12 protein-coding genes are annotated in these 17,972 nt (G+C 65.3%); 1 reads left to right on the top strand and 11 read right to left on the bottom strand.

Going from position 1 to position 17,972, the window contains the following annotated elements:
- Positions 1–6: 6 nt before the first annotated feature.
- The 6 genes from O0882_RS11850 to O0882_RS11825 form a co-directional block, all read right to left on the bottom strand.
- Positions 7–1,824, bottom strand: a complete 1,818-nt coding sequence (locus tag O0882_RS11850) for an alpha/beta fold hydrolase (protein WP_289948128.1) — start codon at positions 1,822–1,824, stop codon at positions 7–9.
- A gap of 62 nt (positions 1,825–1,886) precedes the next feature.
- Entirely contained in the window at positions 1,887–5,435 is a 3,549-nt protein-coding gene (locus O0882_RS11845) for a PAS domain S-box protein (protein ID WP_289948127.1), read from the bottom strand.
- Positions 5,432–6,577 carry an FIST N-terminal domain-containing protein gene (locus O0882_RS11840; RefSeq protein ID WP_289948125.1) on the bottom strand — a complete coding sequence of 382 codons (1,146 nt, stop codon included), beginning with the start codon at positions 6,575–6,577 and terminating at the stop codon, positions 5,432–5,434. The genes O0882_RS11845 and O0882_RS11840 overlap by 4 nt, the downstream gene beginning before the upstream one ends.
- 14 nt (positions 6,578–6,591) lie before the next feature.
- Positions 6,592–7,650 carry an HD domain-containing phosphohydrolase gene (locus O0882_RS11835; protein ID WP_289948123.1) on the bottom strand — a complete coding sequence of 353 codons (1,059 nt, stop codon included), beginning with the start codon at positions 7,648–7,650 and terminating at the stop codon, positions 6,592–6,594.
- A gap of 53 nt (positions 7,651–7,703) precedes the next feature.
- Positions 7,704–8,207: a chemotaxis protein CheW gene (locus O0882_RS11830; RefSeq protein ID WP_289948121.1), complete on the bottom strand. Its 504-nt coding sequence runs from the start codon at positions 8,205–8,207 to the stop codon at positions 7,704–7,706.
- A gap of 60 nt (positions 8,208–8,267) precedes the next feature.
- Positions 8,268–9,170: a sensor domain-containing diguanylate cyclase gene (locus O0882_RS11825; protein WP_289948119.1), complete on the bottom strand. Its 903-nt coding sequence runs from the start codon at positions 9,168–9,170 to the stop codon at positions 8,268–8,270.
- Between the two features lie 477 nt (positions 9,171–9,647).
- On the opposite strand from O0882_RS11825, the gene O0882_RS11820 reads away from it, so the two are divergent.
- Positions 9,648–11,300 carry a PAS domain-containing methyl-accepting chemotaxis protein gene (locus tag O0882_RS11820; RefSeq protein WP_289948118.1) on the top strand — a complete coding sequence of 551 codons (1,653 nt, stop codon included), beginning with the start codon at positions 9,648–9,650 and terminating at the stop codon, positions 11,298–11,300.
- Here O0882_RS11820 and O0882_RS11815 read toward each other — a convergent pair.
- From O0882_RS11815 to O0882_RS11795, 5 genes are all read right to left on the bottom strand, one after another.
- Positions 11,297–12,583: a DUF445 domain-containing protein gene (locus O0882_RS11815; protein WP_289948117.1), complete on the bottom strand. Its 1,287-nt coding sequence runs from the start codon at positions 12,581–12,583 to the stop codon at positions 11,297–11,299. The genes O0882_RS11820 and O0882_RS11815 overlap by 4 nt on opposite strands.
- Positions 12,584–12,659: 76 nt before the next feature.
- Positions 12,660–14,057 (bottom strand): amino acid permease, encoded by a 1,398-nt coding sequence (locus O0882_RS11810; RefSeq protein ID WP_289948116.1) that lies wholly within the window; start codon positions 14,055–14,057, stop codon positions 12,660–12,662.
- 211 nt (positions 14,058–14,268) lie between these two features.
- The gene (locus O0882_RS11805; protein ID WP_289948115.1) at positions 14,269–16,056 is read right to left on the bottom strand and encodes an MFS transporter; all 1,788 of its coding nucleotides are present in this window, start codon (positions 16,054–16,056) and stop codon (positions 14,269–14,271) included.
- A 38-nt stretch (positions 16,057–16,094) separates the two neighbouring features.
- Positions 16,095–17,189 carry an N-acetylglucosamine-6-phosphate deacetylase gene (locus O0882_RS11800; RefSeq protein WP_289948112.1) on the bottom strand — a complete coding sequence of 365 codons (1,095 nt, stop codon included), beginning with the start codon at positions 17,187–17,189 and terminating at the stop codon, positions 16,095–16,097.
- Positions 17,190–17,192: 3 nt separating this feature from the next.
- Positions 17,193–17,960, bottom strand: coding sequence for a DeoR family transcriptional regulator (locus tag O0882_RS11795; RefSeq protein ID WP_096235221.1), 768 nt, complete (start codon positions 17,958–17,960; stop codon positions 17,193–17,195).
- Positions 17,961–17,972: the final 12 nt, after the last annotated feature.

Genomic DNA, 17,972 nt, shown 5'->3' with positions numbered 1-17,972 from the left:
CGGTTGTCAAGTCTGCAGCACGTAGTTGCCCGGCGCGTCGCCCAGGTCGGGTCCCATGGCCGGCGGCGCCACCTGCGCGCCCGAGCGCTCTGCCATCCAGGCTTGCCAGGCGGGCCACCAGGAGCCGTCGTGGTGTGGCACCTCGCGCTGCCAGCTGTCCGCGTCGATGTAGGGTGCGTCGTGGGGGTGCGTGGCCAGCTGGTAGCTGCGGCGCGCCTGGCCCGGCGGCGAGACCACGCCCGCATTGTGGCCGCCCGAGGTGAGCAGGAAGGTGACGTCGGTGTCGGTCAGCAGCTGCAGTTTATACACGGAGCGCCATGGCGCCACGTGGTCCGTCAGGGTGCCGACGGCAAAGATGGGGGCATCGATGTCGGGCAGGGCGATGTGCCGCCCTGCCGTGCGGTAGCGCCCTTCGGCCAGGTCGTTGTGCAGGAACAAACGGCGCAGGTATTCCGAATGCATGCGGCAGGGCATGCGCGTGGCGTCCGCATTCCAGGCCATCAGGTCGCTGTCCTGCTCATCGAGGCCGAGCAGATAGTGGTTCAATCGGCGCGACCAGATCAGGTCGTTCGAACGCAGCAGCTGGAAGGCGCCCGCCATCTGCTTCGTGTCGAGATAACCCTGCTTCCACATGGCCGCTTCCAGGAAGCTGACCTGGCTCTCGTCGATGAACAGCGACAGTTCGCCCGGTTCCTTGAAGTCCACCTGCGACGCCAGCATGGTGAGGCTGGCCAGGCGCGCATCGCCGTCGCGCGCCATCGTCGCGGCGGCAATCGCCAGCAGGGTGCCGCCCAGGCAGTAGCCGGTCGCGTGCACCTGCGGCGCGCCCGTGATGCGGGCAACGGCGTCGAGCGCGTCCATCACGCCCAACTGGCGGTAGTCTTCCAGCGACAGCTCGCGGTCTTCTTCGAGGGGATTTTTCCATGAAATCATGAACACCGTGTGGCCCTGCTGCACCAGGTGGCGCACCAGCGAATTGTGCGGCGACAGGTCGAGTATGTAGTATTTCATGATCCACGCCGGCACGAACAGCAGCGGCGTGGCATGCACGCTGGCCGTCGCCGGCGCGTACTGCAGCAGCTCGATCAGGTCATTGCGGTAAACCACCTTGCCGGGCGTGACGGCCACGTTCTCGCCTGCCTTGTAGCTGCGCTGGTCGGGCGCATGCGCGCCCATGGCGGCGCGGCGCCAGTCGTCGGCCAGGTGCTGCGCGCCGTTCGCCAGGTTGGCGCCACCGCTCGCCAGGGTTGTTTGCTGCACCACGGGATTGGTCAGCATGAAGTTCGACGGCGCCAGCATGTCGAGCCACTGGCGCACGGTGAACGTGACGACATCTTCGTGGTGCGGCGAGACGCCGCGCACGCCCGTGGTGGCACGGTGCCACCACTGCTGCTGCAGCAAGAAGCCCTGGTATGCCAGGTTGTACGGCCAGCGCTGCCACGCGGGGTCCTCGAAGCGCCGGTCCTGCGGCAGCGGCGCGATGCACGGCGGCGCACTGGCGCTGCCGCTCTGCGCCGACTGCAGCGCGGATTGCAGCGCGTACTGCTGCCAGCGGCCGATCTTCTTCCACGCTTCCTGCAGCAGGGTCAGCTGCTTCGATGGCGCCAGCGCCAGGTGGCTGAGCCAGTCGGCATAGGCGTTGCCCAGCGCGGCCGGCGAAATGCCGCCCGTAAACTTGCCCAGCCAGGCGTTCAGCAGCAGGTCCAGGGTGGCGCCTTCGGGCACGCTCTCCGGATAGTCGGGCGCCGGCACGCCTTGCCAGGCGCTGCCCTGGCGCTCATGTTCAACTTGTTGTTCCGCATTGCTCGGCTGCGTCTTGCTCATTCAGCACTCCTGTCATTTTTTTACAGGATAGCAAGAGCTTGTTCAAAAAATTATGATCTACATCAAGTTTGTCCGGATGCGTGCAGCGTCCGGCTTGTCGCCTGGATGGCCGCGCCCGTTTCCTGCAGGAACAGCCGCAGCTGTTCCTCCAGCGCAGCGTGCCGCGCCAGCAAGGCTGCCTGCGGGGCCTGTGCCGCTTCGCGCTCGATGGCTGCGGCGATGGCGACGGCGGGGATGGCATGGAAGTTGGCCAGCAAGCCGGCCAGGGTATGTGCCTGCCGGCTCGCGGTGGGCCGGTCGTCCGCCTGCAGGGCTGCGCGCAAGGCGCTCAGCTGCTCCGGCAAGCCGGCCAGGAAGGAGGCGCCGATGATGCCGATCACGTCGGCGTCGGCGTTCGCCAGCGCGGCGGCGTAGTCGAAGCGTGGCGCGCTGGCGCTTGCCGGTACTGTCGTGGCCGGCGTCATGGCGGACGGCAGCGTCGGCTTGCTGATGTGCGACACATGCTGCTCGATCAGGCTCTGGAAGGCGGCGGTGCGGAAAGGCTTGGACAGGTAATCGTCCATGCCGCCGGCGATGCAGCGTTCGCGGTCGCCTTCGAAGGCGCTGGCCGTCATGGCGATGATGACGCTCTTCGGCATGCCTTGCGCTTCGCGCTGGCGTATCTGCGCGGTGGCTTCGAAACCACCCATTTCCGGCATCTGCAAGTCCATCAGGATCAGGTCGAAGTGGCTGGCGGCCTGGCACTCGAGCGCTTCGCGGCCATTCGCCGCATGCGTGACCCGGTGGCCCGCATTCGACAGCAGCACGGTGGCCAGTTCTCGGTTCATGGCGTTGTCCTCGACCAGCAGAATGTCCAGGCTGGGCGAGCCTTCGCGCACGCAATGGCGCGTCACCACGGGCGTAGCGCAGGGCATGCCGCGGCAAGTGCCCAGCACGCTCTTGGTGATGGCCAGCAACTCTTCGGGGCTGGCCGGCTTGAGCAAATAGCCGTCGATACCCAGTTCGCGGCAGCGCGCCGCGTCGCCCAGGCTGCCGCTGGACGATAGCATGACGATGGGCACCTGGCTCCAGTGGGGCAGGGCGGCCAGCGCCGACGCCGTGTCGAAGCCATTCATGCCGGGCATGGAAAAGTCCATGACGATGCAGTCGGCCGGCAGGGCGCTGCGGCAGTGCTCCAGCGCCGCCTCGCCCGACTCGCAGGCGGTGACGCTGGCACCGCTGTGTTCGAAGATCTTGCGCAGGATGGTCAGGCTGCTGGAATTGTCGTCGACCAGCAGGATCGCCCGCGCCGCCAGCGAGGCACCCGGCGGCGGCAGGCAAGGCTGATGCTCGCCGATGGGCAGGGCCAGGTTCACGCTGAAGCTGCTGCCCTTGCCCAGTTCGCTCGCCAGGCCGATGCCGCCGCCCATCATGGTCACCAGGCGGCGCGTGATCGACAGGCCCAATCCTGTGCCGCCGAAGCGCCGCGTGGTCGAGCCGTCTTCCTGCTGGAAGGCGTCGAAGACGGCCTCCTGCATGTCGGCGGCGATGCCGATGCCGGTGTCGCGCACGCACAGCTGCAGCTGGGCCATGCCATCGGCGCTGGCGCGCAGCTGGGCACTGACATTCACCTCGCCGCGCGGCGTGAACTTGATGGCGTTGCCCGCCAGGTTGGTGAGTATCTGGCGCAGCCGGCCAGGGTCGCCGAGCAAGGTGTGCGGCAGCGCGGGATCGATGTCGAGCACCAGTTCCAGGCCGCTGGCCTGGGCCCGCAAGGCTAGTGCGCGCATGGTTTCCTGCATCAACTGGCGCAAGTCGAAAGGGATGCTTTCCAGGGTCAGCATGCCCGCCTCGATCTTCGAGAAATCGAGGATGTCGTTGATAATGCACAGCAGGGCGTCGGCCGAAGCCTTGACGATTCCCAGGTATTTGCGCTGGTGGACGTCGAGTTCGGAATCGAGCACCAGGTCCGTCATGCCCAGGATGCCGTTCATCGGTGTGCGGATTTCGTGGCTCATGTTGGCCAGGAATTCGCTCTTCGAGCGGCTGGCCGATTCGGCCACTTCCTTGGCCAGCAGCAGGGCCCGTTCAGCCGCCTTTTGGCTGGAAATGTCGACGATGGTGCCCACCAGGCCGTGCAGGCTGCCATCGGACTTCAGCAGGGCCGCCTTGCTGCACAGGACATCGATCTGGCGCGTCCCGATGGTCAGCCGCTCTTCATACGTCTGGTTGCCCCGGTCCTGCAGCAGTTCCAGGTCGTGCCGCCGCGCTTGCTGTGCCTCCTGCCGCGGCAGAATGTCCGCCACCGTCAGGCCCGGGATGCGCGCCTGGTCGAGATGAAAGAAGGCGCAGAAGGCGCGGTTGGCGCGCAGGTAGCGCCCCTGTACATCCTTCAGGTAAAGGGGGATCGGGATGGTTTCGATCAGCGCGTCGACGAAGTTGAGGTTGTGCCGCAGCTCGCGCGCCGCCAGGCGCCGTTCCGTGATGTCGGTCAGGCTGCCGGTGATGCCGGCCAGCCGATCCTGTCCATCGCGCTCGGCGCGCGCGCACACATCGATCCAGCGCACGTTGCCGTCGCAGGTGACGTAGCGCGCTTCATGGCGCATGCTGTCCACCTGGCCACCCAGCAGCTGGGACAGGCCGGCGGCGGCGCGCTCCCGGTCGCGCGCATCGATGAATTGCAGCACATTCTTGCCCAGGCTGTCGGCGGCGCCGAAGCCGGTGATGGTGTGCCAGGCGGGGTTCAGGAAGGTCCAGGCGCCGTTCAAGTCGGTGCGGAAGACCACTTCATTGAGGCTGTTGACGACGTTGCGGTATTCGCGCTCGCTTTTCGCGATGGTCTCGGCCATGCGCTTGCTGTCGCTGATTTCCGTGCGGATGGCGATGTACTGATAGGGTTCGCCGGCGGCGTCGAGGAAGGGCACGATGGTCGCGTCGACCCAATATTGCCCGCCATCCTTGGCGTGGTTGCAGATTTCGCCATGCCAGACCTGGCCCGTGGTGATGGTTTGCCACATCTGCGCAAAGAAGGCGTCAGGATGCGTGCGCGAATTGATCAGGCGGTGCGTCTTGCCGATCAGCTCTTCGCGCGTGTACCCGCTGATGGCGCAGAACTTGTCGTTGACGTAAATGATGACGCCGGCCGTGTCGGTGATGCTGATAATGGCATGCTGGTCCATCGCAAAGCGCTGGTTTTGCAGTTCGATGCGGCGCAGTTCCTGCAGCGATATCAGCTCGGTGAGCAGCACCGAGAGGCCCTCGATATCGCCTTCCTGCGGCAGGCGCAGGCCGGAATCGTCGTTGTCGAGCAGGCGCACGGCCGCCATGCGCAGCGATTGCAGGACGCGGTTGCGGCTGGCCAGTTCCGTGCGCAGCAGGTCATTGGTCATGCTCAGTTCTGTCGAACTCAGTTCCAGGCTGCGCGAGCGCAAGTCCAAATCGCGTTCGGCCTGTTCGTAGGTGCTGTCGATGCGCAGCAGCAGGGCCGGCAGGCCGGCCAGGAAAGCGGCCAGTTCGGGCGGCATGCCCGCTTGCGCCGCCAAGGCCTGGGCCTGTTCCAGCAAGGCGATGCAGGCGCTTTCCGAGTCGATATCGCAAACGCGGCTCAATTGGCGTGCCAGGGTGCGGTTCATGTTTCGCTCAGCACAGTCACGGTCATCGTCTGGTTATGCAACTGGCATGCGCCATGCGGCTGCGTGATGCCGATTTCGCCGTTGGAGTAAAAGCCGGCGATACAGGTGGCGCCGCTGCCCAGCACGTCGGCCACCGCTTCGACCTCTTCCTCGACCCGGTCGCCCATGACCAGCTTGCGCCCCACGCAGCTGACCAGCAGGGCCAGCTGGTCGCCCGGCGTATCGGCGTGGCGCTGGACACCGCGCGCGGCCATTTCGGCCCCGTCGATCAGCCGGTTGGTACTGGAATGCATCAGTTTCAGGTAGCCGTCGGCGAGGATGTCACCGGCCAGTGTCAGCGAACCCTGTGCTTCATCGACGGCGAGGATGGTGCGAAACACATTGCTTTTTTCATGCGCCGCCGAGAGCATTTCAAACGGGAACAGCAAGCCCGAGCCGGGCAGGTCGCGCGCATAGTCGCCCAGGTACAGTTTGTAGATGTCCAGCGCCCGCGCGCCATCGAGGCCATACAGCACGTTGTCGACGCAGCGCGTCACCTTGCGCGCCGGGCCGAACGCTTCCCAGCCCGCATGGCTGCCGTAGCCGAGGCGGATATGCTCGCCGTACAGGCCGACGGCGACGATGGTATTGTCGGCCGCGCCGCGCGGACCCAGGGTCCAGGTCTGGCGGAAGGCGCCGCCGTCGGCGGCCAGCCCGCCCGATATGGTGACGCCCGGCGGCAGATGCGCCTGCAGGCCGGCAATCACGGCGCTGCCGTTGATGGCCACGCCCGTGCCCAGCATGAAGACCGCCGCCAGACCATCCTGCGGCAGCGCCTGCGCCAGGCGCTCGCCCGCCTCGTACGAGTCCGCCATGTCGCAGATGATGGCGTCGGCAATCGCCACCGTGGTGTGGGCAAAGCGGATGGCGGTGATGACGCAGCTGTCGTCGTAGACTCGCTTGCCGGCGATCTCGCCAGCAGTGGAGCAGCCGGCGATCACGGCGGCGGGCAGTTGGCGGCGCAGCGCCGCCGTCAGTTCGGGGGTGGAGAAATAGGCGCAGGCGCCAAACACCAACACCAGGTCGGGCGCCATGGCGGCCAGGGGCGCCAGTGCGGCATCGATGTCGGCACGGTTTTTCAGGATCAGTTGTTGCACGCGCATGGCAGGGTCCTCGCTTACAGTGGGTGGGCGTGGTGCTGGACGGGGTCGGGCAGGCTGTTGCGGATATCGAGCACCTCGTCCCAGGCGCCCAGGAAGGCGTCGATGCAGTGCGGGCAGAAATGGCTGCCTTTGTTCTGTTGCAGGAACAGGCGCGCCTGTTCCACGGGCCAGGCCGGCTTGTACGGGCGTTCCGACGTGAGCGCGTCGAAGACATCGGCCACGGCGACGATGCGCGCCGACAGCGGTATCTGTTCGCCCGCCAGGCCACGCGGATAGCCGCTGCCGTCGTATTTTTCGTGGTGGCCGCAGGCGATTTGCTCGGCCAGCTGGATCAGCGGCGAATCGCTGCCGGCGAGGATCTTGCCGCCGATTTCCGCATGCTGGCGCATGATGGCCATTTCCTCGGGGTCCAGCCGGCCCGGCTTGAGCAGGATATGGTCGGGCGTGGCCAGCTTGCCCACGTCGTGCATGGGCGCAGCCTTGAGCAGCAGGTCCTGCCATTGCGCATCCATGCCCAGGTTCCTGGCGATCAGCGCCGAATAGCGCGCCATGCGCATGATGTGGGCGCCCGTTTCGGGGTCGCGGAATTCGGCCGCCCGCGCCAGGCGCGTGACCAGTTCCATCTCGCGCGCCGTGACGTTGGCGATGGCCTCGCTCACTTCATGCTCGAGCAGCTTGGCGCGGTCGGCCAGCATGGTTTGCGCCGTGCGCAGGGACAGCAGATTGCGCACGCGCAGGCTGAACTCGATGGTGTCGACGGGCTTGGTGAGAAACTCCGTGACACCGAGCGAAAAGGCCTGCTTGCGCACGGCGCGGTCGTTCTCGGTGGTGACCATGATGATGGGGATGTCGGCCATGCCCTGCATCTTGCGGAAGATGCTGAGAAATTCATTGCCTGACAGGCTGGGCATCCGGTAGTCGAGCAGGACCAGGTCCGGCACATGCGACTCGCACCAGGTCAACGCATCGATGGGGTCGTTCATGCAGACGGGTTCGATGCTGCTGGCCTTGCGCGCCAGCGTCGATAGCAGGCTCAGGTTAGTGTCGTTGTCATCGACGATCAGGATGCTCATGGTGTCTCCGGCGGATGGCGGTCAGGCTGCAGGGCGAAATGGCGATGGCTGGCTCAAGCCGCCAGTTTGCCCGTGGCTTGCACGCCCAGGCCTGACAGCAGGCTGTCCATGTCGAGCACGATCAGCATGCGTTCGTCCAGGCTGCCGATGGCCGTGACATGGCCGGCCATCGCCGAGCCGTGCAGCTGCGGCGGGGGCTTGATCTGTGCCGGGGCCAGCGGCACCACATCGGCCACCCGGTCGACCACGATGCCGGTGGCGCCATGCGCGAAGATGAGGATGATCACCACGGTCGAGGCGTCATACGCGGGCTCGGCCTGGCCCAGTGCGATGCGCAGGTCGATCAGCGGCACGATGCTGCCGCGCAGGTGGATGAAGCCCTTGAGGAAGGCGGGGGCATTGGCCATACGGGTCACGGCGCCGTAGCCGCGGATTTCCTGTACCAGGCCGATGTCGATGGCGTATTCCTCATTGCCCAGGCCAAAGACCAGCAATTCCCGGGCGCCCGCTTGTACCAGCTGGCTCGCTGCCGCGGCATGTGTCGTGGTGGTTTCCATGTGTTTGCTCCTGTCAGGTGATGCGTGATGCATGAAACTGCGGGGGTTACCGGGTAGTGCTCAAACTTGCTCGGTGCGGTTGCGGCCATTGCTCTTGGCCTGGTACAGCGCGGCGTCGGCTTGCATGAAGCCGGCTTTCCAGTCGCCGTCTGCCGGCAGCGGCGCCAGGCCGATGCTGATCGTCACCGTGATGGGCGTGTGCTCGAAGGCGACGCACGTTGCGGCCACGGCAAGGCGTATGCGTTCGGCCACCTGGTGCGCCATGGCCATGTCCGTATGCGGGAACAGCAAGCCGAATTCCTCGCCGCCCACGCGGGCGACGACATCGGATGCCCGTGCCTGGGTCTGGAGCACGGCCGCGATGGCTTGCAGCACGGCGTCGCCGGCGGCGTGGCCATGCCGGTCGTTGACCTTCTTGAAGAAATCGATGTCGGCGATGCCGATGCTCATCGAACTGCCCGCGCGACTGGCCCGCGCGGCCGAACGTACGGCTTCGATCTCGAAGGCGCGGCGGTTGGGCAGGTGGGTCAGGGGATCGCTCAGGGCGATGCGCTGCAACTGCTGCCAGCGGGCCGCATTCTGCTGTTCGATGGCGCGTTCATGGCGCTGGTCGATGAAAAAGGCGCCCAGGTAGTTCTCATCGTCCAGCTTGCCCAGGTCCATGGCCTTGAGCACGATGGGCAGCATGGTGCCATCGTGGTGGCGTATGGCGAAATGGCGCTTGTGTCCTAGTACCGTGGACTTCTTTTCGCCGGCCAGATAGGCGCCGATCCGTGCGCCATGCTGCTTGCGCACGGAGTCGGGCAGCAGCGCCTCGATCTGCTGGCCCGACAGGCTGCCCGGGGCATAACCGCTCAGCGCATACATGGCGTCGTTCGCATAGCGGATGCGTGAACCCGCATCGATGATGACGGCGGCGTCGTCGGCGGCGTCGAGCAGACGCAAGGCCAGGATTTTGTTCATGTGCTTGTCCCCTGCATGAATGCGGATTTCTTGGGAAGGCGAAGGCCACGCTATCGCTGCCTCATTTTTGTTTTCCCTTAGGAATCATCATACCTCAAATAAAATTGAATGCAATGAATTTCATGATTTTAATGATTTGTATTTCTGACGCAACTACCATCACGGCCCTCAATTCACCAGAAAACAAGCAGTTTTCCTCTGTGGCTCGGGCAAATTTCTCATTTTCAATGTTATTAAAAATAACAAATTCGTTTAATTTTTAAATTAAATGTTGTATTTGGTAAATTTATGTAGCAAAATAAATTTGATCTACATCAAAAAGATGGCGAATAAGAGAAAGAAATGCAGAGGGCGTGCTGCCTTTGCACTTGTTCATCATCAGGGCGGGAAGAGGCGAACGCTGCTGAGGTCAGGGCGTCAGCTGGCTGGTTTCCGGATGGCGCCGCCATTCGGTTGTGCTGAATTGGGGAGACGAACATGCGTACAAATATGCCGGTAACGAACAGGGAGTATGTGCTCCATGATGGTCAGACGGTGGTATCGAAGACTGACCTGCAGGGCAACATCACCTATGTCAACCAGGATTTCATCGACATCAGCGGCTTTTCGGCCGAGGAGCTGATCGGCGCGCCGCAAAACATCGTGCGCCATCCGGACATGCCGGTCGAAGCGTTCGCCGACTTCTGGCGCACCATCAAGAGCGGCAAGGCATGGACGGGCATGGTCAAGAACCGCTGCAAGAATGGCGATTACTACTGGGTGGAAGCGAATGCCGCGCCGATGCTGGAGCATGGCAAGATGGTGGGCTACACATCGATCCGCGTCAAACCCAGCCGGGAACAGGTTGCCGCCGCCGAGCAAGCTTACCGGGCCATCAAGCTAGGCAGCAGCACGCTCGAAGTGCGCGAAGGCGTGGCCGTGCACCGCTCGGTCTTGCGGCGCCTGAACCCGATGGCGCAGCTGTCGCTGCGCGCCAGGCTGGGCCTGGTGTTCGGCTCGCTGGCGCTGCTTTTCGTCGCGGCGCCGGCCATCTCTTACGTGGCCGCCGGGCATGCCGGCATGCCGATGCTGTTTACTACCCTGTGCGGCGTGGTGTCCTGCGCTGCCGGCGGCTATACCTTGCAGCGCTCGGCCGTGACGCCGCTGCAGCGCATGCGCAGCGATATCGAGCGCATGAGCGCGGGCGATCTGTCGGGCAGCATCAGCGCCAGCGGCAATGACGAGCTGACTGCGGTGGTACAGGCGCTGCGCGTCTTGCAGACGAATGTCAAGCTGCTGGTTGGACAAATCAAGGAATCGACGGGCGTGGTCGGCCGTGGCGCGCAGGAAATCGCCGAAGGCAACGCGAACCTGTCGCAGCGCACGGAGTCGCAGGCGAGCGCGCTGGAAGAGACGGCATCGTCCATGGAAGAGCTGACGGGAACGGTCAAGCAGAATGCCGATAATGCGCGGGAGGCGAACCGCCTCGTCAGCGCCGCCTCGGAGACGGCGCACAAGGGCGAGCAAGCCATGTCGCAGGTGATTGCCACCATGGGATCGATCCAGGAAAGCTCGCGCAAGATCGTCGACATCATCGGCGTGATCGATGGCATCGCCTTCCAGACGAATATCCTGGCCCTGAATGCGGCCGTGGAGGCGGCGCGCGCGGGTGAGCAGGGACGCGGCTTCGCCGTGGTGGCGTCCGAGGTGCGCAACCTGGCGCACCGCTCGGCCCAGGCGGCCAAGGAAATCAAGGTGCTGATCGGCGACTCGGTGGACAAGGTGGGCGTGGGCAGCCGGCTGGTGCAGGATGCGGGCAAGACCATGGGGGATATCGAACAATCGGTGCGCCAGGTGGCCGGTTACATGGCCGACATCACGGCCGCCAGCCAGGAACAGAGCGAGGGCATCGAGCAAATCAACCAGGCCATCACGCAGATGGATGACGTGACGCAGCAAAATGCGGCCCTGGTCGAACAGGCCTCCGCCGCGGCGACCGATATGCAGCAGCAGGCCATGCAACTGGCGACCTTGGTTGATTCCTTCCAGCTGGTGCGCAGTGTCGCGGCCGGCGTGGCGGCACGGCAGCCAGCCAGGGCTGCCGCGGCGCGCAAGCAGTTGTCCGTGACGAGGCTGGTAAAGAGTGCTTAAAACGCCTGGCTGACGGCGTAAATCAGCAAGCCGGCCAGGCCGCCGACGATGGTGCCGTTGATGCGGATGAATTGCAGGTCGCGCCCGATGGCCAGTTCGATGCGCTCGCTCATTTCGTCCTTGCTCCACAGGTCCAGGCGGGCGGCGATGAAGGCGCCCACTTCGCCCCGGTAGCGGCGCACCAGCGTGCCGCTGCCGGCGACGATGGCGTCGTTCAGCCATTCCCGCGCAGCTTTGTCCGCGCCAAGCACCTGGCCCGTGTTGCGCGCCAGGCTGGCGATGGCTTGCGCCAGCACGGGCTGGTCCGCGTGCAGGTCGGCCAGCAGGCGCGTGCTGATGTTGCTCCAGACGTCGCCCAGCATGGCTTGCACCGTATCGCTGGCGATCAGCCGCAGCTGGTAGCGGCGCACCGTGTCCTGCCAGTGCGGATCGGCCTTCAGGTGCAAGGCGCTGTCGGCGATCCAGCCGGCGACGCGCTGGCGTAGCGGGTGCTGCGCATCGACGCGCACGGCGACGGCAAACTTTTGCAGCGAGGCGATCATGCGCGGCTCATACGCTTTCACGGCCTTTTTCACCAGCGTGTTCTCGATCTGGAAGGCGCCCAGCACGAAGTCGCCGATGGCGGCGTGGTGTACCTCGTCGTCCAGGTAGGCGGCGCTGCGGTCGAGCAGGAAGTCCAGCAGCTCCTGCGGCTTGCCGTCGGCGATCAGCGCGTCGAGGCAGTCGGCCGCCACCTCCGACAGATTCAATTGGCCCAGGTAGCTGCTGGCCTGCTCACGCAGCAGGCGGCCCAGCTTCTCATGGTCGGCCATCGCCAGCAGCTGTTTCATCACGCCGGCGCTGGCCATGCCCAGCTGCCGCGCGTGGCCCTCGTCCGCCAGCCAGGTGCCCAGGCGCGCGGCGGGATCGGCTTGTGCGATGCGTTCGGCGATGCCTTGCTCGGTAATGAAATGGTTTTCCACGAAGGCGCCCAGGCTGCGGCCGATGTCCGCCTTGCTGTTCGGGATGATGGCCGTATGCCACAAGGGGATGCCCAGCGGGTGGCGGAACAGGGCGACGACGGCGAACCAGTCGGCGATCGCGCCCACCATCGCCGCTTCGGCGAATGCTTCCACATAGCCCCAGGCGGGGTGGCCGCCGCGCTGCGAGCGGGCCACGGCAAACACCAGCGCGGCGAGCAGCAGCAAGCCGACGGCCAGCCACTGCATGTTGCGCAGGCGCGCGCGCTTGAGCTGGTCCGTGCTTTGGTCCAGCTGTGCGATGAGGTCGGGGGAAGGGAGCATGGATGGCGGCCTGCAGGGTTGCGAGACCGCCATCTTAACTGCGGCAGCGACGGGATGTGTCGCTGCACGGGACTTTTTACTGCGGCGGGTGCAGCAGCGAACGGCGGCGCGCGTAGCCGAAGTAGATGACCAGGCCGATTACCAGCCAGATGCTAAAGGCCATCCAGGTGACCCAGCTGAGGAAAGTCATCAGGCCCACGCACAGGATCACGGCCAGCGCCGGCACGTAGGGCACGCCGGGGCAGCGGAAGGCGCGCGGCAGGTCCGGGCGCTTCTTGCGCAGCACCACCACGGCAATCGACACCATGGTGAAGGCGGCCAGGGTGCCAATGTTGATCAGCTCGGCGAGGATGTTGAGCGGGATCGTCGCGGCGATCAGGCCGAAGACGATGCCCACCAGCCAGGTGGCGAAGAACGGCGTGTGGAAGCGCGGATGCACGGTCGACAGTCGCTTGGGCAGCAAGCCGTCGCGCGACATGGCGAAGATGATGCGCGTCTGGCCGAAGGCCATCACCAAAATGACGGTGGTCATGCCGAGGATGGCGCCCAGGTCAACGAAGCCGGCGATCCAGTTTTCCCCCGCATATTGCAGGGCCAGCGAGACGGGATGGTCGACGCCGAGGAATTTTTGATACGGCACGATGCCCGTCATGATGGCCGAGACCACCACGTACAGCACGGCGCACACGGCCAGCGAGCCGATGATGCCGATCGGCAAATCGCGTGACGGCTTCTTGACTTCCTCGGCGGCCGAGGTGACGGCGTCAAAACCGATGAAGGCGAAGAAGACGAGGGCGGCGGCGCTCAGCATGCCGTGGTAGCCGAACGGCATGTAGGGCTGCCAGTTGGCCGGCTGCACGTGGCGCGCACCAAAGATGATGAACAGCAGCACCACGCCCACCTTGATGGCCACCATGATGTTGTTCAGGCGCGCCGATTCGCGCACGCCCCATCCCAGCATGGCCGTCAGCAGCAGCATGATGACCAGGGCCGGCAGGTTGATGAAGGTCGTCACGCCCGGCAGGGCCCCCGGCGCGGCCGACAGGGCCGCAGGCAGGGCGATGCCAAAGCCCGCCAGCAGCGACTGGAAGTAGCCGGACCAGCCGACGGAGACGGCGGCCGCGGCCAGGCCGTACTCGAGCAGCAAGTCCCAGCCTATCATCCAGGCGGCCAGCTCGCCCAAAGTCGCATAGCTGTAGGTGTAGATGGAGCCGGCCACCGGCACGGTGGAGGCAAATTCCGCATAGCACAGGGCGGCGAAGCAGCAGGCGACGGCCGCCACGACGAACGACAGCGACAGGGCGGGGCCGGCTGTCAGCGCACCCGTGCCGGTGAGCACGAAAATGCCCGTGCCGACGATGGCGCCTATGCCCATGAGGACAAGGTCGAGCGGTCCCAGCACCTTGGCCAGACCTCCCGGCTTCTTGCTGTGGGCGATCATGTCATCCAAATTCTTGGTTCTAAATAAGCTCACTGTGTCTCCTGGTGGTTTTTGTCATGGCGCCATTGCCGCCTCGTGAGTAGCACGACGCAGCCAGATTCTAGCCCACGCGCCCGTGATTCCAGAAGGAAAACTGTGTCGTGCCGTGCGCGCCAGCCCCGTAAACTTGTTCTGCCGGCAAAAAAACAGCCCCGGATGGTGGTCCGGAGCTGGAAAGGAGATTGCTACAAATGGTTACTTTGGTCTACTTTGAAAAGTGCGCTTCAATTTCTTCCAAGGTCTTGCCCTTCGTTTCCGGCAGCAGGAAGGCGGCGGCCAGGAAATACAGCACGGTGCAGCCGGCGCCGAAGAAGAACAAGGTCGAGTAGCCATGCAAGCCCACGGTGGGCAGGAAGATGGCGGCGATCACCGTCGAGACGAACTGGTTCACCAGCAGCGCGATGCTCATGCCGTTCGAGCGGATGCGGGTCGGCATCAGTTCGGACAGGGCCAGCCACACGCACACGCCCGGTCCCACGGCAAAGCTGGAAACGAACACGCAGATGGCAATCGCCACCAGCCAGCCGTGCGAGGACGAGGGCACGGGGCCCAGGCTGGCCTTCTCGATGCGCAGCGGCGCCTCGCGTCCGGCGGCCGGGTCGGCGAACGGGTTCAGGTGCAGCTTGCGGAAGAACACGCCGATCACGCTGTCGGCCTGCACGGCGTCGTCGCGCGCGATGGACACCTGGCGCAGCACTGGGTCATCGCTGCGCAGGCTTTTCACGTTGGTGAACGGGCCGTAGGCGTAGGCGATTGTCAGCTGCTGCGGCGTGCCGTCGGCCGCCGCGCCCAGCGCCGTCAAGGTGGGCGCATCGAGGTGCAGGGTCAGGCCATCGGCTTGTACCTGGGCGGCGATGGCGGGACGCACATCGGCCAGGTGCGCTTCGGCGCCGCGGAACAGCAGCCCGGCCGCCAGCAGCGAGACGACGATGCCGCCCGTGCCCAGCATCAGCAGGAATTTGCGACCCTTGCGATCGACCAGCAGCACGGCCACCACCGTCATCACGGCATTCAGTACCTTCAACAGCACGTCCGCCATGTTGGCCGAGGCGCCCGACAGGCCCGCCTGGTTCAAAATATTGACGACATAGGCGAGGATGGAATTGATGCCCGTCGCCTGCGTGCAGGCGAGGATCAGGCAGGCCAGCAGGAAGGGCAGCACATAGCGGCGGCTCAGCAGCGGATCTTTCGCCTTGCCGCTGGCCTTGGCCGCGTTTTCCGGCGTGTCTTGCATTTCGCGCAGTTCGATGTCGGCGGCGGCGGGCAGGCGCGTGCGCAGCAGCGACTGGCGCGCCTGCTCGATGCGGCCCCGTTGCGCCAGCCAGCGCGGCGACTCGGCCAGCAGCAGGGCGCCGATGGTAAACACCAGGCCCGGCGTCAAACAGACCCAGAAGATGCTGCGCCAGGCGTGGTCCTTGGCCGTGAAGATGGCGGCGATGCGGCCCGCTTCCGGCAACGCCTGCGCCGCCTGCGTGGCCGTTTCCACCGTCTGCGCTTGCTGCAGGCCGATCAGGGCGGCGGCCACCAGGCCGATGGTCAGCAGCAACTGGAACAGGGCGGCGCCGCGTCCACGCTGTTGCGCGGGCAGGCATTCGGCCAGGTACAGGGGCACGACGACGCCGATCAAGCCGCCGCTGATGCCTTGCAGCAGGCGGCCCAGCAGCAGCGGCGTGTAGCCGTCGGCCAGGGCGATCAGCGGGATGCTGGCGCTGAACAGGGCGCCGGCCAGGAACATCACCCAGCGCCGGCCCAGGATATCGGCCAGGGCGCCGGCGAACAGAGAAGACAGGACGGAGCCGAGGAGCACGGCGGCGACGATAAAGCTCAGTTGCTGGGCCGTCAGTTTCCATGCCACGGAGGCCGTCGATTCCAGATAGGGCAGGGCGCCGGCGATGATGCCGATGTCTATGCCGTACAGCAATCCCCCCATGCCGGCAATAAATAGCAGGTAGCGCATGGCCCACACGGGGGCCTTGTGTGACGTGTCGTGCATGGTAACTCCGGGACGGGGTTGAGGTAAGTTGAGGTGGTCTAGCGGGTGGAAAGATCGATGGCCGTGCCTTCGACGAAGACGGACACTGGCTGTAACTGGGGATCGAGGACGACGATATCGGCCCAGGCGCCGGGCGCCAAACGGCCCCGTGCGGATTCACCCAGGTAGTCGGCCGGGTACAGCGACAAACGGTTCGAGGCATCGGCCAGGTCCAGGCCCAGCTCGACGAAATTGCGCAGCGCCTGGTCCATGGTCAGCACGCTGCCGGCCAAGGAGCCCGTGGCCAGGCGCACGCAGCCCAGGCATTTGTAGACGCGCTGCGTGCCCAGGCCGTATTCGCCATCGGGCATGCCGGTGGCCGAGGTGGCGTCCGTCACGCCATACAGGCGCGGGATGGCGCGCAAGGCCGCGCGCAGGGCGCCCTTGGCCACGTGCTGCAGGTCGGGGATGATTTCCGCGTATTCGGCATGCGCGAGCGCCGCGCCCACCATGCCCGGGTCGTAGTGCGTCATGCCCGTCATGCCGTTGTACAGGTGGGTAAAACCGGAGACGCCGGCTTTCAGGGCGGCCACGCCTTCGTCATACGTGCCGGCGCTGTGGCCGATCTGCACGCGGATACCCATGGCCACCAGTTGCGGGATCAGTTCCAGGTGGCCGGGGATTTCCGGCGCCATGGTGAGTACCTTGATGGGCGCGATGGCGTGGAAGCGCTGCACCAGCGCCAGGCTCGCTTGCACCACGTCGGGCGGCTGTGCGCCCAGGCGGCGCAAATTCAAAAACGGGCCTTCCAGGTGCACGCCCAGCATGCGCGCGCCGTTGGCCGGACGCTCGGCGATGACGCCGGCCAGGCCTTGCAGGGCGCGCAAAATCGACGGTTCCTTCGCCGTCAGGGTGGTGCCCAGCAGGGCCGTGGTGCCGTGGCGCGCGTGTACCTGCGCCACGGTGGCGCCCGCGTTGCCGCCTTCCATGATGTCGACGCCGGCCGCGCCGTGCACGTGCAGGTCGATAAAACCGGGCAAAATGGTCAGCGCGCTGTCGGCGGCAGGGTCTTCTTGTATCTGGACGATACGCTGGTCAAAAGTGATGGTGCCCGTGATCCAGCCAGATGGGGTAAGGATTCTGCCGCTCAGCATGTGTTATTCCGCTATAAAAAGTTCGATGCCCAGCTTTTGCAGCCCTTCGCGGTACTCCTGGCTGATGCTGGCATCGGTGATGACGGTATCGACGCGGTCCAGCTGCACGATGCGGTGCAGGCTGACGCGGCCGAACTTGGAGGCGTCCGTGAGGACGATGATTTTCTTGGCCCGTTCCACCATCTTGTGGTTCAGGCTCGCTTCCGCTTCGTGGTGGGTGGTGACGCCAAACTGCAGGTCGAAGCCATCCACGCCCAAAAACAGCTTGTCGAAGCTGTACGCCTGCAAACAGGTTTCCGCCTGGCTGCCCTGGATCGACAGCGACTGCTTGCGCAGCAGGCCGCCCGTCAGGATCAGGTCCACGCCGGGCGCGTCGGCCAGTTCCCAGGCGATGTTGAGGCCATTCGTGGCCACCGTCACGCCGGTGGCGTCGCGCAAATGGCGCGCCAGCGAGATGGTGGTGGTGCCCGAGTCGATGATGATGTTATCGCCCGGTTCCACCAGCCGCGCCGCATAGGCGCCGATGCGCTCCTTTTGCTCGTGGTTGATGGCATCCTTCTGGCGTATCGTGTGTTCAAGCGGCGGCGTGCGCGTCAGGGTCGCGCCGCCGTGGCTGCGCGTGGCCATGCCTTGCGCTTCCAGCGCATTCAAGTCGCTGCGGATGGTGACCGCGGACACGCCGAGCTTTTCCACCAGATCGGTCACTTGCACCGAGCCCTGCTGGGTAAGCATGTGGAGGATGGATTCACGGCGTTGGCTGGTATTTCGCATGGTGGCGGGCTC

Source organism: Janthinobacterium sp. SUN073, from assembly GCF_030397665.1.
Taxonomy (GTDB): Bacteria; Pseudomonadota; Gammaproteobacteria; order Burkholderiales; family Burkholderiaceae_D; genus Janthinobacterium.
This window is presented reverse-complemented; position numbering and strand designations above follow the sequence as displayed.